Origin of the sequence: Centipeda felix (assembly GCF_900186465.1) — a bacterium.
GTDB lineage: Bacteria > Bacillota > Negativicutes > Selenomonadales > Selenomonadaceae > Centipeda > Centipeda felix.
Genome location: NZ_LT891947.1, coordinates 85,372 through 109,928, shown reverse-complemented (window position 1 = coordinate 109,928; position 24,557 = coordinate 85,372). Strand labels below are relative to the sequence as shown.

22 protein-coding genes and 2 pseudogenes are annotated in these 24,557 nt (G+C 59.5%); 4 read left to right on the top strand and 20 right to left on the bottom strand.

Features of this window, described 5'->3' with window-relative positions; all coding sequences use genetic code 11:
- Positions 1-58: 58 nt before the first annotated feature.
- The 5 genes from C1713_RS12210 to C1713_RS00680 all read right to left on the bottom strand — a co-directional run bounded on the left by C1713_RS12210 (position 59) and on the right by C1713_RS00680 (position 3,351).
- Positions 59-385 (bottom strand): CHC2 zinc finger domain-containing protein, encoded by a 327-nt coding sequence (locus tag C1713_RS12210; RefSeq protein ID WP_245870873.1) that lies wholly within the window; start codon positions 383-385, stop codon positions 59-61.
- Between the two features lie 226 nt (positions 386-611).
- Positions 612-1,619 (bottom strand): deoxyguanosinetriphosphate triphosphohydrolase, encoded by a 1,008-nt coding sequence (locus C1713_RS00695; protein ID WP_050342496.1) that lies wholly within the window; start codon positions 1,617-1,619, stop codon positions 612-614.
- 11 nt (positions 1,620-1,630) lie between these two features.
- Entirely contained in the window at positions 1,631-2,014 is a 384-nt protein-coding gene (locus C1713_RS00690; protein ID WP_170950735.1) for a universal stress protein, read from the bottom strand.
- Positions 2,015-2,105: 91 nt separating this feature from the next.
- Entirely contained in the window at positions 2,106-2,783 is a 678-nt protein-coding gene (gene radC / locus C1713_RS00685) for a RadC family protein (RefSeq protein ID WP_009753256.1), read from the bottom strand.
- A complete protein-coding gene (locus C1713_RS00680) occupies positions 2,770-3,351 on the bottom strand; it encodes a Maf family protein (protein WP_009753257.1) in 582 nt (193 codons plus the stop codon). Before C1713_RS00680 ends, radC begins: the two co-directional genes overlap by 14 nt.
- A 213-nt stretch (positions 3,352-3,564) precedes the next feature.
- Between C1713_RS00680 and C1713_RS12205 the strand changes: the two genes are divergently transcribed.
- On the top strand, positions 3,565-3,705 hold the full coding sequence (locus C1713_RS12205; RefSeq protein ID WP_071586082.1) for a secretion protein HlyD: 141 nt from the start codon (positions 3,565-3,567) through the stop codon (positions 3,703-3,705).
- Here the strand turns inward: C1713_RS12205 and C1713_RS00670 are convergent.
- From C1713_RS00670 to C1713_RS00620, 11 genes and pseudogenes are all read right to left on the bottom strand, one after another.
- Positions 3,693-4,970 carry an ArsB/NhaD family transporter gene (locus C1713_RS00670; RefSeq protein ID WP_102492708.1) on the bottom strand — a complete coding sequence of 426 codons (1,278 nt, stop codon included), beginning with the start codon at positions 4,968-4,970 and terminating at the stop codon, positions 3,693-3,695. The two genes, C1713_RS12205 and C1713_RS00670, sit on opposite strands and share 13 nt — an antisense overlap.
- Positions 4,971-5,223: 253 nt before the next feature.
- Positions 5,224-6,636, bottom strand: coding sequence for a glycoside hydrolase family 1 protein (locus C1713_RS00665; protein ID WP_102492707.1), 1,413 nt, complete (start codon positions 6,634-6,636; stop codon positions 5,224-5,226).
- Positions 6,637-6,785: 149 nt separating this feature from the next.
- Entirely contained in the window at positions 6,786-7,079 is a 294-nt protein-coding gene (locus tag C1713_RS00660) for a hypothetical protein (RefSeq protein ID WP_102492706.1), read from the bottom strand.
- Positions 7,080-7,204: 125 nt separating this feature from the next.
- On the bottom strand, positions 7,205-7,870 hold the full coding sequence (narI, locus tag C1713_RS00655) for a respiratory nitrate reductase subunit gamma (RefSeq protein WP_102492705.1): 666 nt from the start codon (positions 7,868-7,870) through the stop codon (positions 7,205-7,207).
- Positions 7,867-8,400 carry a nitrate reductase molybdenum cofactor assembly chaperone gene (gene narJ, locus C1713_RS00650; protein ID WP_170950737.1) on the bottom strand — a complete coding sequence of 178 codons (534 nt, stop codon included), beginning with the start codon at positions 8,398-8,400 and terminating at the stop codon, positions 7,867-7,869. Before narJ ends, narI begins: the two co-directional genes overlap by 4 nt.
- A gap of 2 nt (positions 8,401-8,402) precedes the next feature.
- Entirely contained in the window at positions 8,403-9,821 is a 1,419-nt protein-coding gene (gene narH / locus C1713_RS00645; RefSeq protein WP_006690406.1) for a nitrate reductase subunit beta, read from the bottom strand.
- Positions 9,811-13,506, bottom strand: coding sequence for a nitrate reductase subunit alpha (locus C1713_RS00640; protein WP_102492703.1), 3,696 nt, complete (start codon positions 13,504-13,506; stop codon positions 9,811-9,813). The genes narH and C1713_RS00640 overlap by 11 nt, the downstream gene beginning before the upstream one ends.
- 370 nt (positions 13,507-13,876) lie before the next feature.
- Positions 13,877-14,092 (bottom strand): annotated as a pseudogene (locus C1713_RS00635) (nuclease); the annotation flags it as partial.
- Positions 14,061-14,219, bottom strand: coding sequence for a secretion protein HlyD (locus C1713_RS12200; protein WP_245870881.1), 159 nt, complete (start codon positions 14,217-14,219; stop codon positions 14,061-14,063). The pseudogene C1713_RS00635 and the gene C1713_RS12200, both read right to left, overlap by 32 nt.
- Positions 14,220-14,261: 42 nt before the next feature.
- Positions 14,262-14,822, bottom strand: a pseudogene (locus tag C1713_RS00625) (PD-(D/E)XK nuclease family transposase); the annotation flags it as partial.
- 296 nt (positions 14,823-15,118) lie between these two features.
- Entirely contained in the window at positions 15,119-15,781 is a 663-nt protein-coding gene (locus C1713_RS00620; RefSeq protein ID WP_102492719.1) for a hypothetical protein, read from the bottom strand.
- A gap of 66 nt (positions 15,782-15,847) precedes the next feature.
- Here C1713_RS00620 and C1713_RS12195 point away from each other — a divergent pair, with 66 nt between their 5' ends.
- From C1713_RS12195 to C1713_RS00595, 3 genes are all read left to right on the top strand, one after another.
- The gene (locus C1713_RS12195) at positions 15,848-15,973 is read left to right on the top strand and encodes a secretion protein HlyD (protein ID WP_071586098.1); all 126 of its coding nucleotides are present in this window, start codon (positions 15,848-15,850) and stop codon (positions 15,971-15,973) included.
- A 336-nt stretch (positions 15,974-16,309) separates the two neighbouring features.
- The gene (locus C1713_RS00600; RefSeq protein ID WP_102492700.1) at positions 16,310-16,732 is read left to right on the top strand and encodes a hypothetical protein; all 423 of its coding nucleotides are present in this window, start codon (positions 16,310-16,312) and stop codon (positions 16,730-16,732) included.
- A gap of 230 nt (positions 16,733-16,962) precedes the next feature.
- Complete coding sequence (locus C1713_RS00595; protein WP_102492699.1) at positions 16,963-22,134, top strand: DUF4132 domain-containing protein; 5,172 nt, start codon at positions 16,963-16,965, stop codon at positions 22,132-22,134.
- A 63-nt stretch (positions 22,135-22,197) separates the two neighbouring features.
- Here the strand turns inward: C1713_RS00595 and C1713_RS00590 are convergent, their stop codons facing one another.
- The 4 genes from C1713_RS00590 to C1713_RS00575 all read right to left on the bottom strand — a co-directional run bounded on the left by C1713_RS00590 (position 22,198) and on the right by C1713_RS00575 (position 24,508).
- Entirely contained in the window at positions 22,198-22,560 is a 363-nt protein-coding gene (locus C1713_RS00590; protein ID WP_009753268.1) for a hypothetical protein, read from the bottom strand.
- 355 nt (positions 22,561-22,915) lie between these two features.
- Positions 22,916-23,323, bottom strand: coding sequence for a bacteriohemerythrin (locus C1713_RS00585; protein WP_102492698.1), 408 nt, complete (start codon positions 23,321-23,323; stop codon positions 22,916-22,918).
- Positions 23,324-23,386: 63 nt separating this feature from the next.
- Entirely contained in the window at positions 23,387-23,812 is a 426-nt protein-coding gene (locus C1713_RS00580; RefSeq protein ID WP_102492697.1) for a bacteriohemerythrin, read from the bottom strand.
- A gap of 15 nt (positions 23,813-23,827) precedes the next feature.
- Positions 23,828-24,508: a hypothetical protein gene (locus C1713_RS00575; RefSeq protein WP_245870869.1), complete on the bottom strand. Its 681-nt coding sequence runs from the start codon at positions 24,506-24,508 to the stop codon at positions 23,828-23,830.
- Positions 24,509-24,557 lie beyond the last annotated feature (49 nt).

The following is a 24,557-nucleotide window of genomic DNA, read 5'->3' as shown; positions in this document are numbered from 1 at the left end:
TGGTGCGCTGGGCGTGTGGCTCGGGCAGGGTGGCCCACATCCTGTCTGTTATACACTTCTATATGTGTACCTGTGCGTCGCGCTTGCGTGCGGGGCGCTCGATGCCGAGCTGCTCCGCCTGCCGCAGGATCGCCTCAAACGGGGTGATGTGCTCGATGAGCGAGAGAAATTTGAACGCATCGCCGCCCGCATGGCAGCCGAAGCAGTAAAAAAAGCCTTCCGACGGCACAACGGAAAACGATGCGGTCTTTTCGCTGTGGAACGGGCAGCAGCCCCAGTAGCGGTTGCCCTTGCGCTTCAGAGATACATAGCTCTGCACGACGGCGAGGATGTCCGTTCCTGCGCGCACCTGCTGCACGAACGCCTCCATCCTCGGGTCACGCATAGGTGGTTTCTCCTTCTTTATTGTAAATTGTGGTAGGGCTGACGGTCGAGGTGATGCACCTGAGCGAACCCTAGTGAAGCAAGTGAGTAAAGCGGGCGACTCGCCCCTGGCGTACTTCTTTCGTTCAAGCGAAGCGCGTTTAAGAAGTGCGCCGGTATTTAGGCGAACGAGAACGCGATCACTTGCGCAACTAAGCGTTCGCGAAGAGCATCACCACATCCAACACTCATATCGGTTTGATGGTCATCTGATCGACGGGCGGGATGTAGATCTCGCGGAACAGCGCGACGGCGTAGCTGTCCGTCAGCCCTGCCACGTAGTCCACGACGCACTGCTCGCGCCCCCACCGCTCCGCCCGCGCGATAAACTCGCGCGGCAGCGTGTCAAAGTACACGGTGAAGTGATCCATCAGCGCACGCAGGACATAGCCCGCCTGTGCGCGCTCGTGCGCGAGCGTCTTGGAATGATAGATGTGCTCGAACATAAAGCTGCGGAACGCATCCATCACATGCTGCACCTCCGGAGAGAGCGCCGCGTCGCCGCGTGCCTCCGAGGTGACGATCATATCCGACACCATGCTTGTGATCATCGCCGACGTATCCGTACCGAACGCGTCGCGCACCTCTGCCGGCAGATCATCCGCCGTGAGGAGCCCCGCACGCAGGCTGTCGTCATAGTCGTGGCAGAGGTAGGCGATGCGGTCGGCGATGCGGACAATGCGTCCCTCAAACGTCGACGGCATCCCCTTTCCCGTGTGGTTCAGGATGCCGTCGCGCACCGCGCCCGTAAGGTTCAGCCCGTGCCCGCCGCGCTCTAGGATCTCCACCATGCGCAGGCTCTGCTCGTTGTGGGCAAAATGCCCGAGGATCTCCTCCATCACCGCCTCGCCCGCATGTCCGAACGGCGTATGTCCGACATCGTGCCCGAGGGCGATCGCCTCCGTCAGATCCTCGTTGAGCCGCAGACTCCGCGCGATCGTGCGCGAGATCTGCGCCACCTCAAGGCTGTGCGTCATGCGCGTGCGGTAGTGGTCGCCCGCCACGATGTAGACCTGCGTCTTGTGCTTTAGCCGGCGAAAGGACTTGGAATGCAGAATGCGGTCACGGTCGCGTTGGAACTTTGTGCGAAAGGGGCACTCCGCCATCGGATGACTGCGCGATGCATCCACGCTGCGCGCCGCCAGCGGCGACAGCAGAGCCGCCTCCTGCTCCTCCAAACGCTCACGTACCGTCATGGCTGCACCTCCTATTTGACGACCATGACGGGGATCTTCGACTCCTCCACCACCTTCTGGCTGACGCTGCCAATAAATACGCCCTTGAGGAGGCCGAGACCACGGCTGCCCATGATGATGATATCCGCCTTCTCCTCATCGGCCAGCTCCAGAATGCACTTGGCGACGTGCCCGCTCTTGACGTGCTTGCGCGCCGTCAGGCTCTCGGGCAGCTTCTCCCAGATACGGTCAAAGACGATATGGCTCGGGATATCCTTGTTGATGTTGCTCGCGACGTAGACAAAATCCAGCTCCGCACCGCATTTTTCCGCGATCGAGAGCGCCTCGTCCACAGCCTTGCAGCCGTTGACCGAACCATCCACAGGGACGAGAATTTTCTTGATGTCACTCATCATAATCCCTCCTAATTTGCTGCATATTGTTAGTTACGTTATCTGTATATTTCGATGATAAAACGGCAAATCCTTTTTCTGTGAAAAAAAAGTATTACAGCAGCCCCTCCTCGGCAAAGCTGAAGAAACCGTCCCGCGCGACGACGACATGATCCGTCACAGGGATGCCGAGCAGTTTCCCCGCCTCGTACAGACTGCGTGTGAGGCGGTGATCCTCCGCGCTCGGCGTGGGGTCGCCGCTCGGGTGGTTGTGTGCGACGATCACATGCGCCGCGCCGCAGCGGATCGCGGGCTCGAATACCTCGCGCGGGTGCACCAGCGCATTCGTGAGCGTCCCCGTCGACACATCGGCGAGCATCAGCAGCTCGTTCTTTGCCGAGAGCGGCAGGACGAAGAAGTGCTCGCGTCGCTCCGCATGGCAGCGCGCCGAAAGGAGCGTCATCACATCCGCCGCCTCGTTCAGGTGCGGCATCCCGTGCGTCCCCGCGTAGGCGCGTCGGCCGAGCTCTAAGGCGGCGAGTACCGTCGCCGCCTTTGCCCCGCCGATGCCCGGGATGCGTGCAAACTCGGCGGCTGGCATGCGCAGGATCGCCGCGAGCCCCTCCTCCCGAAACTGCGCGACGATGCCGCGTGCGAGATCGAGGACATGCTCTCCCGTCCGCCCCGTCCGCAGGAGAACGGCCAGCAGCTCCGCGTCGCTGAGCACCGCCGCCCCATGCGCCAGAAGCCGCTCGCGCGGCAGCTCCCCGTGCGGGAGGTCAGAGAGAGGCATCGTCCGCTGCCTCCATGACGACGCCCGCCGTGCGCGCGAGTGCCGCCACGGCGTAGAGAGGCAGCCCGACGACATTCGAGAACGAGCCGTGGATCTCCTCGATGTAGACGGCCGCGCGCCCCTGAATCGCATACGCTCCCGCCTTGCCCATCGGTTCGCCCGTCGCCACGTATGCGGCGATCTCCGCCGGCGACATCGGCGCAAAACGCACCGTCGTCTCCGTCGCGTCCGTGACCACGCGTCCATCCACGACCCACGCGATCCCCGTCAGTACCGTGTGCTGACGCCCCTCCAGCAGGGAGAGGATGTGGCGCGCCTCCTCGGCGTCGCGCGGCTTGCCGAACGACTTGCCGCCGAGGACAATCGCCGTATCCGCCCCGAGGACGGCGTGGTCGGGGTACTCCGCCGCCACCTTGCGCGCCTTCATCAGCGCATTGTAGATCACATCGTCGCGCGGGTGCTCCCCGTCCTTGCGCTCCGCGACAGCGGGCGTAATCGAGACGAACTGCGCCCCGATCTGGCGCAGGAGCGCGCGGCGGCGCGGTGATGCTGATGCAAGAATAAACATAGCTCCCTCCTGCCTGATGATACTCCCTGCTCTCCATGCAGAGCACAGAAAGCAAATATTTCTCGGTCAAAAAGAGAGACACCGAAACTGTGTCGGTGTCTCCCACAATTTTCCTGTATTTATTTGATTCGCGCAAACGCTCTATTTTCCTGCAAAGAATAATTTTCTTTTATAGGAATCGCTGATAAAATGAGGTCTGCCATATTGACGTAGATTTTTTGTCCGATTGAGGCAGCAAACCGGACGCATAGCAAAGACTATGTGGAGGATTTGCTAACGAAAAGCGGGCGAAAAAGATGCGTTAAGATGGTAGTGCCGAATTTATCAGTGCTTCCTATATTTCAGAGCAGATAGCGCACGTAGACGTAGACCGTCGAGAGGACGATCGTGAGCAGCATGAGCGGGAAGCCGATCTTGAAGTAGCGGACGAAGCTGATGTGCACGCCGCGCTCCGCCGCCATCCCCGCCACGATGAGGTTCGCCGAGGCGCCGACGAGCGTTCCGTTGCCGCCGAGGCACGCGCCGAGCGCGAGTGACCACCAGAGCGGCTCAAGGTTCGCGATGCCCATCGCGCCCATGTTCTGAATGAGCGGAATCATCGTCGCGACGAACGGGATGTTGTCCAGAACGGATGAGATGATCGCACTCATCCAGAGGATGAGGAGCGATGTCGCCGTCAGGTCGCCGCCCGTCGCATTGACCGCCGTCTCCGCGAGCTGGGCGATGATGCCGACCTCGATCAGACCGCCGACCGCGATAAAGAGTCCGATGAAGAAGAAGATCGTCGGCCACTCGACCGCGTGCATCGCCTTTTCCACGAGGTGCTCGCTGCCGCCCGCGAGGAGGAGCAGCAGGAAGCCGCCCGAGAGAGCGATGAGCGAGGACCCAATATGCGTAAAGGAGTGTGTGAAAAATCCGAGGATCGTCAGTCCCAGCACGAACAGTGCACGCTTCAGCAGGGCGTGATCCGTGATCGCCGCCTTCTCGTCCATCTGCATCAGCTCTGCCTGCAGCTCCGGCGTCGTCACGAGCTGCTTGCGGTAGATCGTCGCCATGATAAAGAGCACAACCACCATACAGACAATGGCGATCGGTGCGAGATGTTCGATGAACATGACGAAGGTCAGTTCCTTGACCGCACTGCCGATCATAATGTTCGGCGGGTCGCCGATGAGGGTCGCCGTTCCGCCGATGTTCGAGGCGATGATCTGCGTCAGCAGATACGGCATCGGATCGAGTTTCAGAATCTTTGTGATGCTGAACGTCACCGGCACCATGAGCAGCACCGTCGTCACATTGTCGAGGAAGGCGGAGAATACCGCCGTGATCACGCAGAGGTAGACGAGGATGCGGCGCGGTTCCGCCTGTGCAGATTTCGCCGCCTTGATGGCGACGTAGTCAAAGAGCCCCGTCTCCTTCGTCACGCCGACGAGCACCATCATCCCGACGAGCAGCCCGAGCGTCTCAAAGTCCACATGGTGCAGCGCGACCTCCTGTGAGAGGATGCCGAGCAGCATCATGAGCACTGCGCCGATCATCGCGGCAACCGTACGGTGGATCTTCTCCGACACGATCACCATATACATCACGACAAAAATGATTGCGGCCAAGGTTTCCATAGATGCGCCTCCTTTGTCTTGAGAATCGCTGATCCGTTCCGTACCTCATTTGATCAGCGATTCCCTGGGGGTGTTCTACTGACGTGCGGCACAGCCGCCGCACGCACGACTTTGTTCATCTTATCACAAGCCTGTGATCAGTGACAAGTTTTTTTCCGCGTACAATTTTTATGTCACGCTTGCACGTGTTTTGTAATGTTTTTCACAAAACAGTGTGCGCTGCGCGTGTGCCTCGGGCAAGGGAGCCCACATCTCATTCCGTCGTGCGCTGCAAACAGCCCCCATTGGTCGCGATCACGTTCCTATACCAGTGGAACGATTTCTTGCGGTACCGCGCGAGCGTTCCCGTCCCGTCGTCATTTCGGTCGACGTAGATGAAGCCGTAACGCTTGCTCATCTGCGCGGTCGACGCGCTCACGAGGTCGATGCAGCCCCACGTCGTATAGCCCATGACGGGCACGCCGTCGGCGATGGCCTCCTCCACCTGCACGAGATGATCGTTCAGATAATCGATGCGATAGTCGTCCTCCACCGTCATGCCGCCCGCGCCGTCCGCGACGAGCACGTCCTTTGCGCCCAGCCCGTTCTCCACGATGAAGAGCGGCTTCTGCCAGCGGTCATAGAAGCGGTTGAGCACGAGCCGCAGCCCTTGCGGGTCGATCTGCCAGCCCCATTCGCTTGCCCGCAGATACGGGTTTTTCTTCCCGCCGAGGATGTTGCCGCCGCCCGCCGTACCGCCTGCGCCCTCACAGATACTGACGTAGTAGCTGAACGAAACGAAGTCCACCGTGTGCTCCCGCAGGAGGCGCAGCTCCTCCTCCGTCGCCCTGATCTCGATGCCGTTCTCACGAAAGTACCGTTTCATATAGCCGGGGTACACACCGCGTACGTGCATGTCGCCGAAGAAGTCGTTAAAATGCTCCGCCTGCATGACGGCGATCATGTCGTCGGGTGCGGGGGTCAGCGGATAGGTCGGCATCGCGAGGATCATGCAGCCGATCTTGGCGTCCGGGATGATCTCATGCCCGATCTTGACCGCGCGTGCCGAGGCAACGAACTCATGATGACACGCCTGATAGAGATCCGACAGCGACAGCTCCGCCTTCGGCGTCATGATGCCGCCCGAGAGCAGCGGCTCGTGCAGCACGGAGTTGATTTCGTTGAACGTCAGCCAGTATTTTACTTTATCCCGATAGCGCGTAAAGATCGTGCGCACATAGCGTTCGTAGAAGCCGATGAGGTCGTGGCTCATCCAGCCATTGTATGTTTTCGCGAGGTGGAGCGGCGTCTCGTAGTGCGAGATCGTGACGAGCGGCTCGATGCCATGTCGCAGACACTCGTCAAAGAGATCATCGTAGAACTGCAGCCCCGCCTCGTTCGGCTCCGCGTCGTCCCCGTTCGGATAGATGCGGCTCCACGCAATCGACGTGCGGAACACCTTGAACCCCATCTCGGCAAAGAGGGCGATATCCTCCCGATACTGATGGTAAAAGTCGATCGCCGTGAGCTTTAGATTGTCCGCGGTCGGCTCTGCCGTCGGTGCCCCCATGATGCCATGCGGCATGATGTCCTGTATGTCGAGCCCCTTGCCGTCCGCATGGTACGCGCCCTCACACTGATTCGCGGCGACCGCCCCGCCCCAGAGGAAATCCTTCGGAAATGCCATACTGTGCTCCTTTCCCATATCACAGGAAAATACTTCCCTCACCGTGCTTCTTTATCCATGCATCGCCCGAATCGACGCATACAAAAAAGATGCGGCGTGTGCCGCATCAAATCATCAGTGTTTCCTCAGTCATCGAGATCGCGCATCTCTTACGCGATCTCGATGCCGTTGTCCTGCGCGAGCTTCTTGATGATCGGCTCGGGCAGCTCCGCCGCCTTGGCGACGACCGCCGTATCAATCCCCGCACGCAGGCAGTTCATCGCCACGCGGATGACGCCCTGCTTGCGCCCGCGGAACTCGCCCTCGGCAAATCCCTCCGCCTTGCCGGCCTCCACGCCATGCTTCCACGCGGTCTCGAGATCGGCCGCGAGCGTCGCGCGCAGCTCCTCCGTCCGCCGACCCAGCGTCGTGCGGATCAGCTCATCAGCATTTGGCTCTCCCATCGCACACTCCACCCTTTCCTCTCTATACGTGTCTCTCTATTATATCGGCTTCTATGCCTTTGGTCAACAGAAAAAGCCCCCGCATCCAATGATGCAGAGGCTTTCAGGTATACTACGGTCGTGCATTACTTTTTCCGATAGATGATCGGGCTGCGCCAGAGATACTCAAACGGTGCGCTGAGGCAGTGGACGAGACGCGAGAACGGGAAGAGTATCGCGACCGACATCCACGCGAGCATGTGCAGGCGGAACATGAGCGGCACGTTCTCCATATAGGAGATGTCGGGGCTGAGCGCAAGGACGGAGCGGAACCATGGCGCGATGGTCTCGCGGTAGTCAAACCCGCCCTCCAAGGCGTTGAGACCTGTTGCCGCACAGCCCGTGAAGATGGCAAGGAAGAGGAAGAAATAGAGGAAACGATCCATCGACGACGTGTTCACCGCCATGCGGTCGGTGCCGAAACGGCGGCCGAGCAGGAGGATGAAGCCGAGGAAGAAGAGAATCCCCGCGGGCGTACCGCCGCCGAGCGCGATCATGTGATAAAGGTGCTCGTTGATGCCCACCGCCTCCGTCGCCGCCTTCGGGATGAGCACGCCGATGATGTGTCCGCCGAGTGCCATGACGAGGCCGAGGTGGAACATGGGGCCTGCGAGCGGGAGGTTCCCCTTCGTGAGGAACTGGCTGGACTTCGTCGTCCAGTTCCGCTCAAAGACGGTGTAGCGCACGATCGTCCCCACGATGAGGAACGTGAACGCAATGTAGGGGAGCGCGCCCCAGACAAACTGTTTCATGATGCCGTCCTCCCTTCCAGATGCGCCGCCCCTGTGAGGACGACATCGAGCAGAAACGCGTAGGGCAGCTTCGCCTCGATCAGACGGTCACGCAGGAGCTCCAGCTTCGGGCGCACCGCGCCGAGGATGTGTGCGGCACGCTCCTCGGGTACGGCTGCTGCGAGCTCAAGGATCGCGGGCAGGTAGTCGGGCAGCTCATGGTCGAGGTCATAGCCCGCATCGAGGAAGAGCTGCTTGTACGCGAGCATCTCCTCGGACTGCTTGCCGAAATCGGTGCGGTTGTGCGTCGTGAGGTAGAGGTTCGTGTTCTGGGAGAAGTCGAAGGCACGCACGTATGCGTCCTCATACTCCGTCGGGTCGCTTTCCTCCACGTAGTCAAAGAACTCCTCAAGCACCTCGCGCGACTGCGGGCGCTCGACGGTATGCGCCTCGGCGGCGCACTCCTTCACATCCCCCCACCATTCCTTGGAGGGATACTCAAAGAGATAGGAGGTGAGGAGCAGCTCCTTTTGAATGCTGTTTGTCTCCATCATCAGCACCCCCCGGGACAGGCATAGCCTGCCGTCCCCTGCAGCTCGCGCAGTTTATCCTGCGATACGTCCTGCACGCCTGCGGGGATGTTGAACCGATCGCGGCGCTTTGCGATGCCGAGCAGACGGTACATCGCCTCGTAGGTCTCCGCATCGTGCGTGAGTCCCGCGGGCAGCGGCTCGCCCGTCTGCTTCGTGCGCATGTAGGTGCGCAGCTCGAGCAGTACGCCGAGGACGCGCTCGATCGCCGCCGTGTCGCCCGCCGTGAGGAGCTGGGCGAGATAGGCGACGGGGATGCGCATCTCTGCTGCGCCGGGGAAGAATACCTTCTCCTCGGCGCGCCGTGCGATCGGACTGAGGGGCGGGACGTACCAGATGTTCGGCAGCGTGCGGTACTCCGGATGGAGCGGGAACGCGAGCTGCCACTCGGCGATCAGCTTATACGAGGGCGAGTTCTGTGCCGCGCGGATCCAGCGGTCCGGGATGCCTGCCTCGTGCGCCGCCTTCACCGTTGCGGGATCGTTCGGATCGCAGAGCGCATCGAGGTACGCCTTGTAGATGTCCTTCGGATCGGGGGTCGATGCCGCCGCCTTCACCTTGTCCGCATCGTAGAGCAGCACGCCGAGATAGCGCATGCGTCCGACGCAGCCGTCGCTGCAGACGGTCGGCAGCCCGTTCTCCAGGCGCGGGAAGCAGAATACGCACTTCTCCGCCTTGTTCGTCTCCCAGTTGTAGTAGATCTTCTTGTACGGGCACGCGGGGACGCAGTGACGCCAGCCGCGGCAGCCGTCCTGCGAGATCAGCACCACGCCGTCCTCGTCGCGCTTGTAGATCGCGCCCGAGGGGCACGCCGCGACGCAGGCAGGGTTGAGGCAGTGGTTGCAGAGACGCGGCAGATGCTTCATGAAGATGTCGTGGAACTCAAGCGTGATCTCCTGTCCGATCTTGCCGAGGTTGTAGTCCTTGCGTGCGGACTGTCCGTCGGCGAGGTCGTCCTCCCAGTTCGGGCCCCATTTGATCTCCATGCGCTTCTGCGTGATGAGCGAGCGCGGACGCGCCACGGGCTGGTGGTTGCGCCGCTTCGTGTGGATCAGCGTCTCATAGTCGTATGTCCACGGCTCATAGTAGTCGTCCATCTCGGGCTGCTGCGGATGGTAAAAGAGCTTCGCGAGGCGCGAGATCTTGCCGCCGGTCTTGAGGCTCAGCTCGCCGTCCTTCAGCTCCCAGCCGCCCTTCCATTTTTCCTGATTCTCCCACTGCTTCGGATAGCCGATGCCGGGTTTTGTCTCGACGTTGTTGAAATACATATACTCCGCGCCGCGCCGGTTCGTCCAGACGTTCTTGCACAGGATGGAGCACGTATGACAGCCAATGCACTTGTCGAGATTCATGACCATCGCGATCTGTGCTTTAATCTTCAAGCCAATCTACCTCCTCCATGCGCCGCACGACGACATACGAGTCGCGCTGGTTGCCCGTCGGGCCGTAGTAGTTAAATCCATAGCTGAGCTGCCCGTAGCCGCCGATGAGGTGGGTGGGCTTCATGTGAATGTGCGTCGGGGTGTTGTGCGTTCCCGCGCGCGTCCCGGAGAGCTTCGAGCCCGGCACGTTGATGTGGCGGTCCTGCGCGTGGTGCATAAAGACTGCGCCCTGCGGAATGCGCGGCGAGACGACGACGCGCGAGGCGACAACGCCGTTGCGGTTGTAGAGCTCGATCCAGTCGTTGTCCTTCACGCCGATCTCCGCCGCGTCCTTCTCGCTCATCCAGACGCTCTGGCCGCCGCGGAACATCGTGAGCATCTGCTGCGCATCGAAGTACATGCTGTGCGTACTCCACTTGTTGTGCGGCGTGAGATACTTCAGCGTGATCTCCTTCTGCGGACCGTTCAGCGACTTGTTCATCGGGCGGAAATCGAGGATCGGGCGGTAGACCGCCTGTGCCTCGCCGAACTCGCGCATGACCTCATGATCCATGTAGAAATGCTGGCGTCCCGTCAGCGTGCGGAACGGAATCAGCTCCTCCACATTGTTCGTAAAGGGCGTGTAGCGGCGGTTCTGATTGCTGCCCGTAAAGGTCGGCGCCGTGATCGTCTCACGCGGCTGCGCAATGACCTGATCGTAGGTAAAGCGCTCCTCCTCGCGATCCTTCGCGAGCTTCGTGAGGTTCGAAAGTCCCGTGCGCTTTTCGACCGCCGCCCATGCACGGACGGCCGTCCTGCCGCAGGTCGTCGGCGACATGCCGAGCACCGCGTCGATCGCCTGCCGTGCCTCGTAGATCGAGGGGCAGCCGTAGGACACATAGTCCTTGTTGTCGATGATGCCGTTGCGCCGGCGGATTTCCTCGTAGTCCTCTGCCGAGTCCCACGTATTGCCGTGGCTCGCCGTCTTGCCGCCCGCATTCGGCCCGAGTGCAATCCACTTCTCATAGAGTTTCGTGTAGTCGATCGTATTCGCGGCGATGTTCGGCATCGTCTTGCCGGGGATCGGCTCACACTCTCCCTTTTTCCAGTCGCGCACGACGCCGTCGGGCTGTGCCAGCTCTGCCTCGCTGTCGTGCCCGAGCGGGGTCGCGGCGATGTTCGTGTACGGGGTGAGTCCCGCATCCTTCGCGACAGCGGAGACCGCCTGTGCGAGCGTGCGGTAGATATCCCAGTCCGTCCGCGACTCCCAGAGCGGATCGACCGCCGGCTGGAACGGATGGACGAAGGGATGCATATCCGTCGAGGAGATGTCGGTCTTCTCGTACCACGTCGCCGTCGGCAGGACGACGTCGGAGTAGAGCGCGTTGCCCGCCATGCGGAAATCGAGCGCAACGAGCAGGTCGAGCTTGCCGTCGAGCGCGCCGCCCGGCTTTTCGAGCTCCTCCTTCTCACGCCACTTGACCTCCTGCGGACGGACGGCGGCATCCTCCTCCTGGAAGATGCTGTTCTCCGTGCCGAGGAGATACTTGAGGAAGTAGTCGTTGCCCTTCGCGGACGAGCCGAGGAGGTTGCAGCGCCAGACGAAGAGGTTGCGCGGGAAGTTCTGGGGTGCATCGGGGTCCGCCCACGCAAAGTCGAGGCTGCCGTCCTTCAGGCTCTTCACGACATACTGCTTGATGCCATCCGTGCCCTCGTAGCCCGCCGACTTCGCGTCTGCGGCGATCTGGTTCGAGCCGCGGTTGAACGTCGGATAGGCGGGGGCCCAGCCGAGACGTGCCGCGAGCAGGGCGTAGTCCGCCGGATGCGTATAGCGCGCCGTCTCGTTTGCCGCCGCGAGCGCGTCCGTCTGGATCTCGTCGCTGCGCCACTGGTCGGTCGCAAAATAGTAGAACGACGTGGAGTTCAGCATCTTCGGCGGAGCCTGCCAGTCGGAGCCCGACATAATGCGCGCCCAGCCCTCGTTCGGGCGGAGCTTCTCCTGCCCGACGTAGTGCGCCCAGCCGCCGCCGTTGCGTCCCTCGCAGCCCGTGAAGAGCAGGAGGTTGATGATCGTGCGGTAGACGATGTCGGCGTGGAACCAGTGGTTGATGCCGCCGCCCATGATGATCATCGTGCGCCCGTTCGTCTTGATCGCATTGTCCGCGATCTCGCGCGCCGTCTTGATGACGAGGTCGGGTGCGATGCCCGTGTACTTCTCCTGCCATGCGGGCGTATAGGGCGTATCGTCCTCGTAGGAGCCCGCACTCTCGCCGCCGATGCCGCGGTCAATCGCATAGTTCGCGAGCGTCAGATCGTAGACCGTCGTGACGAGCACCTCGCCGTCTGCGGTCTTGACGCTGCGCACGGGGAGTGCACGCGTCAGCGTGCGCTTTTCGCGGTCGTTGCCAAAGTACGGCAGCTCGACCTCCACCGTCCCCGTCTTATCATCCCAGACGGAGAGACGCGGGCAGATCTCCGCGCCCGTGTCGCGGTTCTCCTCGCGGATGTTCCATTTCTCCTGATCGCTCCAGCGCTCGGCGAGTGTGCCGTTCGGGATGACGATCTCGCCCGTCACATCGTCCACCACATAGTAGCGGAACTCCGCGTGCTTCTCGTCGCGTCCCATGTCGCGCGAGGAGAGCATGCGCCCCGGGATATACGTGCCGTCCGCGCGCTTTTCGATGCGCACGAGGAACGGGAAGTCCGTATATTTCCGCGTGTACTCGACGAAGAACGGGACGGTCTTGTCAACATAGTATTCCTTCAGGATGACGTGTCCCATCGCCATCGCGAGGGCAGAGTCACTGCCGACCTTCAGCGAAATCCACGTATCCGCGAACATCGACGACTCGGCGTAGTCGGGCGCGATGGAGACGACCTTCGTCCCCTTGTAGCGCACCTCCGCCATAAAATGTGCGTCCGGCGTACGCGTCAGCGGCACATTCGAGCCCCATGTGATGAGGTAGCCCGCGTTGTACCAGTCGCTTGACTCGGGCACGTCCGTCTGCTCGCCCCAGATCTGCGGGCTCGCAGGCGGGAGGTCGGCGTACCAGTCGTAGAACGAGAGGCCGACACCACCCATCAGCTGCATGAAACGGATGCCCGCCGCATAGCTCAGCATCGACATCGCCGGGATAACGGAGAAGCCGAAGATACGGTCGGAGCCGTAGGTATACGCCGTATAGAGCACGGAGGCGGCGATCAGCTCGCTGACCTCCTCCCAGTTGGAGCGCACAAAGCCGCCCATGCCGCGTGCCTCTTTGTACTTTTTCTGCTTCACGGGATCCGAGGCGATGCTCTTCCACGCCTCGTATGCATTCGCGTGCGACGCACGCGCCTCACGCCAGAGAGCCGCGAGCTCCCCGCGCAGGTACGGGAACTTCACGCGGTGCGGACTGTAGAGATACCAGGAGAACGTCGACCCACGCGGACAGCCGCGCGGCTCGAAGTCCGGCATATCGGGCGCCGTCTCCGGGTAGTCCGTCGCCTGATTCTCCCACGCTACGATCCCGTTCTTGACGTGGACGTTCCAGCTGCACGAGCCCGTGCAGTTGACGCCATGCGTCGTGCGTACGGTCTTGTCAAATGACCAGCGATCACGGTACATGTTCTCCCATGTACGTCCGCCCTCGCGCGTCTCCTGATGACCATCCGCAGAAGTCGACGTAGGAATCAGATACTTGAATTTTTGAAAGATACTGCTCACGCCTTCACCCCTCCGCTGTTCTGTTTAGGAATCGCTGATAAAACAGGCCCTAAGATGGCGGTTCTGAATTCATCAGTGCTTCCTTTACACAGAAAAAACACATTACATAGGTTCTTTTATGTTACTATAATCCTTGTCTCTAGAATGTGAGTTATATCACAGTTTTAGGCAAATTCTACAATCGAATAATATTCTCAATTCATATATGATGAATCTTGCGTGAGATTCTCATTATTGCTTCATGGCCATGCTAATTGCGTGAACATTTTGCTCATAAAAAAGGAGCACCGCACGAAGCCCTCAGCCTCATGCGGTACTCCCGTGAGTAGAAAAATACATAGATCAATTCGACACTGTTATCTAATCAAGGTTACACCCCAAGCGTCCCTGCCAAGCGTTTTACCTCTTCCTGTGACAGTTCTGTTGCCTCAGCGATCTGAGAGGGCGTGAGCTTCCCCAGCGCGAGCAATGCCGTCGCCGTCCGACGTGCCGACTCGATACGACCTTCGGCACGCCCCTCTTCCAACTTCTTTTCCCCAAATTTTTCCATCAGTTCACACATGGCATTGACCCCCTCTGCTTCTGCCTGAAGGAAGCACTGATAAATTCAGCACCGCCATCTTAGCGCATCTTTTTTGCCCGCTTTTTGTCGGCAAATCCTCCACATAGCCTCCGCTATGCGTCCGGTTTGCCTCCTCAATCGGACGAAAAATCTACGCCAATCTGACGGACTTCATTTTATCAGCGATTCCTTAATAATCTGCTCGTTTCGCAAGTTCCGCATAATTCATCTGCTCCGGACGCTCACAGAAAAAGTCCTGCATCAGCCGCCCGAGCGGTGTGTCGTCTCGGTTCGCTCCGTTGACATAGAGGATATGCGCCCCATCATCGAATGGACGCTGCGTTTCTTGGACAATCCGCTCGACGTGATACAGAGGGCATCCTGCTTGATAGATGTCATTTTCTGTGATGAAGATCACCCACGTCTCCGGGAGTGCCGCGAACTCCGCTCCTTTTGCCAGCTCGCGCGAGTCCATCATGCTGCTGTTGTATCTCGCCCGGCGCGCAGCTGCGCCTTCGTTTGCCCGCTGGACTTCGCAGTCGTAGAGTTTCCCCTCGCTGTCCTCTGCCAGCACATCAAAACGCACCCCGCGCCCGTAGAGATTGTCCGCACTCTGCTGTGTAACAACGCGCCGAACAACGAGATCATCTCGATCAAAGAAGATGCGCAGCAGGAGCTGCATCCCTTCGGTATAGTTATCAAAACAGACATTAAAGAATGTATCGTCGATCAGGCGGAGTTTTTGAATCAGCATATTGTACTCCGCAGGGATGTCCTTCTTGATGATGCTCACTGATCCACTTCCTCCTCTTACTCTACTATCATAGTATGCATTGGGGCGAATATTGTCAAGGCGGGAATATCAAGGCGCTCCTCGTTCAACGACAAAAAGAGCACCGCACGAAGCCATTCGCCTCATGCGGTACTCCCGTGAATCGTTTGACTAATGGAATCGCTGATAAAGCAGTCCCTCAGTTTAGCATAGATTTTCGCCGACGTGCGGGAAAAAAGATGCGTCAAGACGATTGTGCTGAATTTATCAGTGCTTCCCTAATGTATTGCCGAACGCTTTGCGGCTTCCCTGCGTTCAAAAATCTTGTCCAGTACCGCCGCTTCCTGTTCACGCCATGGGCGATTTGGATCATCCACATGCATTTGCTTAAGATCCTTAATCACTTCATCGCGCAGAAGATCAAACAGTGTACTCGACTGCACATCTCCCGCTGTTCGCGGCAACTGCCGATGCAGAAATGGATGAAAGGGAGAGAAGCCGAACATATCGGAGATAAGATTGTTCACTTGATAGCGTTCCTCTCGTGAAAGCCCCTTCATCGCGTCGACGAACGCACGCTTTTCCTCGAATGATGCATCCCGCGGCGGGTAGTAGAAAAGCGAACCGTCAGGATTCTTCTGACAGACAACAAGGCGTCCGCCGATACGCGGCTTCGCCATTGTGGAATAATCACGCAGATCATCGTTATAGAGAGCCGCAATGAGTGCCTCATCATCCGGTTCCGGATAATGCTCCGGATCAACAGACCACTTGCAAATATTCTCCACTGAGTTCCGCTTCGCGTCGGAATCGGATGTCGACAACGCCTCGCCGAGCATCGCGGCAAAAACTTCTCCATCAACTGGCTTTTTCGACGGTTTGGCGGCGGATGAGTGGACGCGCGCCGCATCATCTGTTCCATGTACACTCAAATATGCCATATCAAGCCTTCCTTTCTTTTCTTCTAAGGAATCGCTGATAAAATGAAGTCTGCCAGATTGGCGTAGATTTTTCGTCCGAACAAGGAGGCAAACCGGACGCATAGCAAGGGCTATGTGGAGGATTTGCCGACACAGTGCGGGCAAAAAAGATGCGTCAAGATGGTAGTGCTGAATTTATCAGTGCTTCCTTAACAATATTATCGTAAAAATCGCCCCTCCCTTAATCCAAAATCAATTTTTTGATGATATTCATCATCCGCCATGACGCATTGACAACAAATGTCCTTCTTATTGTATGAATCCTTCAACTATACTATAATATAAGGAAACACTGATAAAATGAGGTCTGCCAGATTGGCGTAGATTTTTTCGTCCGAACGAGGTGGAAAACCGGACGCAGAGTGGTGCTCTGTGGAGGATTTTCCGCCGAAGTGCGGGCAAAAAAGATGCGTCAAGATGGTTGTACCGAATTTATCAGTGCTTCCTTAAGATAAGTTATTGTGTCTTTTCGATACGAAAGGCAGGGTTATGCAGGTACAGGTGAATGTAAAGCACATCGGCAAGCGCAGGGATGCCATCGAGACGCGCCCGTATGAGATTGGCGCGGTGCACGATATCGGCGAACTGATCGATGCGTTTGTGACGGCGGAGGTCACGCGGTTCAACGCGCGTGCGGAGACGGGCGAGACGGCGCTCCGCTATCTGACGAGCGCGGAGATCGCGGATGCGAGCACGGTCGGCAAGGTCGGCTTTGGCGTGGACTATCGCGGGCAGGTGCAGAGTGCGGCGGCGGCGATCGAGAATGCGCGGCAGTCGTTCGAGGACGGCATCTACCGGATTTTCGTGAACGGGGAGGAGCTCGGCGAGACGTGCGATACGCCCGTCACGCTGAAGGAGAACGATGAGATCACCTTTGTGCGTCTGACGATGCTCGCGGGACGTATGTGGTGAGGGAGGATGTTATGCACTCATCTGATGCGATGCTGCACGCTCCACGCGAACACCTCGTTGCGCAAGTGATCGTGCGCTTATCTGCCTAAATACCTGTGGACTTCTTAAACGCGCTTCGCTTGAACGAAAGAAGTCCACAGGGGGCAGAACACGCACTTTTCTCACTTGCTTCACTAAGGTTCGCTTTGGAGCGCTGCATCATGCTGGCGTATAGTAACTGGAGGAATACGATGATCAACTGGTATCTGGGCGATGAGGACATGGCCGCGCTTTTGGCGGAGCTGAAAGAGGCGATGCCCGCGCTGAATGAGCAGAGCCAAAAACTGCTGAATTTTCTCTTTTTCCGCACGGACAAAAAGGGCGAGCCCGACTATGACTGGGATGTCGTTGTGGCGAATTTCCGCCGCAACAAGAAGGACGTGGTCTGTACGGTGGACGATGATGTCCTGCCGCCCGCGCTCTACCCCGCCTTTGACCTCATGATGGGCGAGGCGCTGCGGAAAGATCTCGTCGCTATCGCACACAATCTCGCCGACTATCCCTACACAACCCGCTATACGCGCCGTCTCATCCGCTCGCGTGACTATCATCAGCACGTCGGGCGCATCTGGGCGCTGGTAGAGCGGCTGATTCGCCAGCGTTTCTCCGGACTGACCGTGCCGCAGATTCTGCGCGGCGCCTACGATGTGGAAAAGTACGGCAGCAGCTTCCTCGTGCCCGAGCAGATCGCCGTGTGGATTGACCGCGGCGATGAGGAAGTCCTCTCCATCATCCGCGAGATGCTGCTCAGCGAGAACAACACGAAAATCCTCACCTACGATGTGTTCCGCGCCATCTTCAAGGCGCGCAATACGGAGCTCGCAGAACTCGTCGGCAAGCTCCTCCTCGCGGGGAAACTGCAGGAGGGTCTGCGGCAGGCGATCTGCGAGACGATGGACTGCGGGCGGCAGGAGCACTTCGTCTACATCATGGGGCTGATCGAGGCGCATAATCTCATCCGTTTCTCGTCCGTGCGCCGCGCCATCGCGACGACCATCGGCATCGGCACGGACAGCGAGCGTGTGGACAAGAAACTCCTCGCGCTCATCATGCGCGTGCTGCGCGATCCCGCGGAGGGAGATGCCTTCGTCTACAGCGCGGACAATGTCGAGGCGATGGTCGGGCTGTGGAGCAAGGGGCTGCACGACGTAAAGGATCTCATCGCCGCCATGGAGGAGATCATTGGGGAGGGGCGTCCGCACTCCGTCCTCCTCGTCTCGTACTTCCTGCACGCCCTGCAGGACGGCGCGGCCGAGCGAAATGTCGCCAAGCGCGTGCTCCTTGGCATCACGGACGCGGAACTCAGTGCGGCGGACATGCAGAAAATCGCCTGCTATCTGTCCTATGTGACGGGCGATTTCTACATCCTGCGGGAGCTCGACGACTTCGTCAAGAAGTTCGACGCACAGGCGTATTTCGCGAACGCAGAGGAGGCCACGCGTTTCTTCGACCTCTGCGAACGCGCCCATGCGCGCATGAAGCGCAAGGAGGAGGAATACCGTCCGTGCATTTTCCCGTGGTACGGGGTGACGCTGACGAAGGAAGCACTGTCCAATGCGATGGTGCTCGCTGCCCTCTGTGCCGGCACTGCGCTGACGGATCGCGTCGCGCCCATCCTCTCCGCCTGCTACACGGGACAGCGGGCTGCACCGCTCCTGCTCAAAGCGCCGCTGAGCCCCGTGCAGGAGCAGGCACTCATCGATCTCCTGCGCCTCGCTCCCGAGACAGCGGCGCGGATCATCCGTGAGAACCCAACGGCGTCGGTGCCCGATACGGAGGTTACCGACACGCTCCGCACGGCACCTGAGACAGCAAAGGGTCTCATGGGCGGGGACTTCGTCACGCGCCACGAGGGCGACATCGCCGCCCTGCTGCGCCTCAAGACGGCGAATGTACGCCGCACGGTGCTCGATCTCCTCTACGGGCAGACCGATGCGCAGCTCCGTGCGACGATGGCAGGCCTCCTCACGCAGCGCGACGTGAACAAGCGGCTCGGCGCGCTCGACCTGCTCCTGCGCTGCAAGGCGGACGAGCGCATCCCGCAGGAGGAGCTGCTCGCCCTCGCACAGACGATCAAGAAGCCGACGTCGGACGAGCAGGTGCTGATCGACGAGCTCGCACGCACGGACGCGGCGGCAGAGGCGGAGGACGCGCTGTTCGATGCGGCATACGTGCCCGACTTCACCATTGACCTCCATGACACAGCGGATGCGGCGGTCGCGGCGGGCTTTGATGCGGCGACGAACATCGTACACGTCGTCAATACCGTCACGCTCGAGGATATTTTCCCGTGCACGGACGAGGAACTGCTCACGATCGTCGAAAAACTCGACGCGCTCTACACGGAACACGAGGACTATGAGTACAAGAGCCGCTGGAACGGCAGGGAGGAGACGACGCTGGCCTCGGGCTTTTACGAGCGCGCGGATACCGAACACACGAAGAGGGCACCCAACAATATCAAAGACTACCCGCTCCCGGAGGTCTGGGAGGAGTTCTATCGAAAGGAGATCAAAGACTTCCGCGTGCTCTATCAGCTCGCCATCGCCGTTCTCATGGCAAAGGCGGAGGATGCCCTCTTTACGGAGGGGCTGACGCGCATCACGGGGCGGGACTGGACGGCGTTCCCCGCCGCCCTTGCCGCGCAGAAGCTGAGTTACTTCGGCGAGGGGTACGTCGGACGGCAGACGGGGAAAAACGTCATCCGCGTGCTCTATGAAACGCACGCCGAGGAGAACCGCCCATTCGTCTTTGCCGCGGGGCTGCTGCTGATGCGCCGCGCCTATGAATGCTATGATGAAAAGCTCTACCTCGTGGAGCGAAAGGGGCGTTGGAGTTCGAGCACGTATCGGATCACGCACGACAATGCACTGATGCAGGCCGCCCTGCACGGGGCGCGGCTCTACGCGGACGATGCGGAGTTCGCACAGTCCTACGCCCTGCGCCTGCGGCTCGCGGAGCGGATCGAGGATGTCCTTCTGCGCGCGGGAGGGGAACCCGAGGGCGGCCTGACGGGCATCATCGAGCATGCAAAGGCACACCTCCTCGGCATGGAGAAGAAGGACGCGTTCTACAAGATGCTCCTCGGCGTGCAGGCGGAGGATATGGATAAGGACGCACGCCGCAATCAGAAAAAGGTCGAACAGAACCGCATACGCGTGCTCGAGCGCTATCGGAGCGGTGCGCTCCCCGACCGCAATGACCCCGAATGCCGCGGCGCACAGACGGAGGATGTGCTTTCCTTTGTCAAGGAGGAGGGACAGCGCGTCGTCGACAGCATCGTCACGGCAGAGCTGCGGCGCGGCGATACACCCGCGCTCCACTCCGCCGCCGTGGACAGTATCCTACGCGTCGAGGGCATCCAGCTCTTCGTGCGCATCCTGCAGGCGCTCGGTGCGCTGAAGCTCGACCGCCGCAGCTGGTACGCGGGCTCGGACGAGGCAAAGGCATCGACGCTGAGCCACCTGCTGAAGGTCAGCCACCCGCACGCGGGCGAGACGGCCGCCGACCTGAAGGCGGCGCTGAAGGACGCCGGCATCGCCCAGCAGCGCCTCGTCGAGGCGGCGATGTACGCGCCGCAGTGGATCCCGCTCATCGAGGCATACCTCGGCTGGCGCAGTATGGCGAGCGGCTGCTACTACTTCCAAGCGCACATGAGCGACATCCCAAAGGAACGCGCGAGCATGATCGCGAAATACACGCCCATCCCGATCGAGGATCTGAAGGAGGGCGCGTTCGACATCGACTGGTTCAAAGCGGCGTACAAGGAGCTCGGCAAGGCGCATTTTGAGAGTCTCTACGACGCGGCAAAGTACATCTCGAACGGCGCAAAGCACGCGCGAGCACGCAAATTTGCCGATGCCGTACGCGGTGCGCTGAAACTCGCCGATGTGGAGAAGGAAATCACGGCGAAGCGCAACAAAGATCTCGTCATGTGCTGCGGCCTGATCCCGCTGAAACGCGCACGGGATAAGGATATGCTCGCACGCTATGTGTTCCTCCAAAATTTCCTCAAGGAAAGCAAGCAGTTCGGGGCGCAGCGCCGTGCGAGTGAGGAGAAGGCGGTGGAGATCGCCCTCTCGAACCTCGCGCGCGCCTGCGGATTTGACGATGTGACGCGCCTCGTGTGGACGGCGGAGACGGAGCTCATCAAGGCGCACGCCGATCATTTCACCCCGAAGGAGGTCGAGGATGTCGCGCTCTCCCTCTCCGTCGCAGAGGACGGCGCAGTGTCGCTCATCTGCACGAAGGGCGGGAAGCCGCTGAAGGCCGTCCCCGCGAAGCTGAAGAAGAACGCCTACGTGCTCGAGCTGAAGGACGCAGAGAAGAATCTAAAGGAGCAGTACCGCCGCGCAAAGAAGATGCTCGAGGAGATGATGGAGGACGGCACGCCGCTCCTCGCCCGCGAGATTGCAAACGTCATGGAGCACAACCCCGTCATTGCACCGCTGCTGAAACCGCTCGTGTTTCAGACGGGCGCAGCTCTCGGCTTCTATGCGGACGGTGCGCTCGTCGCTGCGGACGGCACGCGCACGGAGCTCGCGGAGGACGCAGAGGTAAAGATCGCCCACGCGCTCGATCTCTATGAGAGCGGCACATGGGCGGACTACCAGAAATATCTTTTTGAAAAGGAGATCCGTCAGCCGTTCAAGCAGGTATTCCGCGAGCTCTACATCAAGACGGCGGACGAGCACGGCAAGGAGTCGAGCCACCGCTATGCGGGGCATCAGGTGCAGCCCGCAAAGACCGTTGCTCTGCTCAAGACGCGCCGCTGGGTCATCGACGGCAGTGAGGGGCTGCAGCGCATCTACTACAAGGCGAACATTATCGCACGCATCTACGCACTCGCCGACTGGTACTCGCCCGCCGACATCGAGGCGCCGACACTGGAGTGGGTGGAGTTCTTCGACCGTAAAACCTTCAAGCGGCTGCCGATCGACGATGTCCCTGATCTCATCTTCAGCGAGGTCATGCGTGACGTCGATCTTGTCGTCTCCGTCGCACACGTCGGCGGCGTCGATCCCGAGGCGAGCCACTCGACCATCGAGATGCGCCGCGCCATCGTCCAGTTTAACCTGCCGCTGTTCAAACTGGACAACGTGCGGCTCGAGGGTGCGCACGCGCACATCCACGGCAAGCTCGGCGACTACACCGTCCACCTCGGCAGCGGCATCATCCAGCAGAAGGCGGGCGCGATGATCAACGTTCTGCCCGTCCACAGCCAGCATCGCGGGCGTCTCTTCCTCCCGTTCCTCGACGAGGATCCGAAGACGGCGGAGATCCTGTCGAAGATCATCCTCTTTGCCGAGGACGGCAAGATCAAGGATCCGTTCATCCTCGACCAGATCCGCGTGAGGAAGTAAGGAAGAAGCACAGCACAAAAACAGCGGCAGGAACAATCATGTTCCTGCCGCTGTTTTTTGCTTTCAGTTCTGCTGTGCAAACGCAGCGCGGTACGTCTGTCCCGCCGCCGTGTTCGCCTGCTGTGCCTTTGTACTCAGTTCAACCACATACGCATCACCGAATACCTCACGCGACGCCTCCTTGCGGATGTCCTCCTCCAGCGAGTGAAGCGAGCGCGCCAAGGACTCGATGTCTACTGCGTACGCATCTTCCCCCATACGTGCCAGCAGGCGGATCTGCTCACGCTGAGCAAAGTGCTGCGAACGGATATCGCCGACGTTAATCCCATCCTGTGCAAGCGTTGGTGTCGCCGTCCGCATAATCAGCGGAACGGGGATCTGCCGTGCAGGATCGTCGAGTACGGATGCAAGTGATAGTACAGACATCACGATCACCTCATTTCCTTATGAGTTGTTTGGACAGTTCCTTTGTCCTACGTACATTATAAAATCTTTCCCGTTTCTTGCCTACAGACCTTTTTCCCAATTTGTCACTGTTTATGACACATTTCAATGAAAGTTTTATGAAAAATTTTCTTCTACGCTATTGAAATTCATTCTCTTATATGCTATACTTACATCACAGTTTTGAGGAACGCCTGAGGGATTTCCTGTTAGCCTTCCTCAGGAGCCGTTCTTCACCGTACGGCTTCTCCCATACTCTCCTACAAATACACAGCAAAAAGACCGCACAGTTGCTCACTGCGCGGTCTTTTTGTCTGTGCTTCCCTCTGTTTTGCGCTCACTTCCCGCCGTCTGCGTGCGGCAGATGGCAGTCACGCCCCTTGATGTGGTCAAAGAGCCAGCGCGCAAGGAAATCGAGGATGTTCAGGAGATACTCCTGCTGATTCTCGTCCACCTTGGCGAGGTCAATCTCTCCGACCTTTTTCATAAAACGCAGGTGCAGCGCGCGATGGCTGAAACGGTGCGGGTCGCCGACGCGCTCGGCATACGCCTCCTCGCTCGCAAAATGCGTGCCGGCATAGGCGGCAAGCTCATCGAGGATCGCGACGATCTTATCGTACTTATCCTCCGACGCATCCTCCATCACGAGCTCGTAGCACTCGTTCGTCAGATCGAACAGCTTTGCGTGTTGCTGGTCGACCGATGCAATCCCCGTCAGATAGTCATCCGTAAACTCATACTTCATGGCGCATTTTCCCTCTTTCGTCTGCTTTGAGCGGCTACTCCTTTGGTATGAGAAATATGCTAATTACTTTGCTGCGGCGTCCTCTTCCTTTGGGATACGGCAGTCCATCACCTTGATGTGTCCATAGAGCCAGCGCGCGAGGAAGTCGAGGATGCCGAGCAGATACTCCTGCTGGTTCTCATCCACACTGTCCAGATCGACCTCGCTCAGTTTCTGGATGAAGCGCAGATGCTGATACCGCTCGCTGAAGCGCCGCTCGTACTGCACGCGCTCCATGTACTCCTCCTCATGGGCGAAATGCGTCGCCGCATAGTCGCGCAGCTCGTCGATGAGCTCCACGATGCGGTCGTAGTGGTCAGTGCCCGCATCATCCATCACGAGCTCATAGCACTCGTTCGCGAGATCAAAGAGCTTTCCGTGCTCTTTGTCGATCATATCGATTCCAGTCAAATATTCTTTCGTCAGTTCGTACTTCTTCATCGTCTGCATTTCCTTCCTTTTCTATTAGTCCCAGCCCTGAAGAGCCCAGTATCGCTCCGCCGCATCGACGAGAGCGAAGAATCCGTTCTCATCCGCCGCCGTCCGTATGCGCACGAGTTTCCATCGCCCGTCCGCCATGCGTGCCAGCTCCAGCGTAAAGGCCGCCGCCGGCAGAAGCCGTCCGTAGGTGCTGTCGCTGCCATGCAGTACAGCATCCGCATAGGCGCGGTCGCCGTCCGTGCGCACCGCTCCCACAGTCACGCTGTAGGCAGCGGAAAAGGCACGCATCTCGTCGGACGCCCACCGCGCCGTGCCGTCTGTGCGCGAGATCGGTACACGCGAGGAGTCAAAGTAGTAGTCCAGCGCGGCACGCACAAAGGCAATGTCCGCCGCGCGCCGCTCCGCCATATACTGCTCCATGAAGGCGGCATCGTGGCGAAAGAACCAATCGCTCGGATGGCGCGTGTGCAGGGCGTCGATGTTCTCCGTGAGCAGTGCCGCCGCATCCTCAGAGAGCCACGCAAGGACGGCATCCGTATCGACGTATTGATCGAAGGTCACGCGGTCCTCCGCCGCAACAGCATGGGCGATATGTGCAAGTGCTGCCTCGGGCGTATGTTTCTTCCAGTATCCGAAGCCCATATATGCACAGAACATGAGCAACACGACCAGTACAGCGGCACTGCTGCGGCGCAGGTGTCGCATGACAGAGGCTCCTTTCATCATTTTTATATTGTATCTCATACGCCATAGG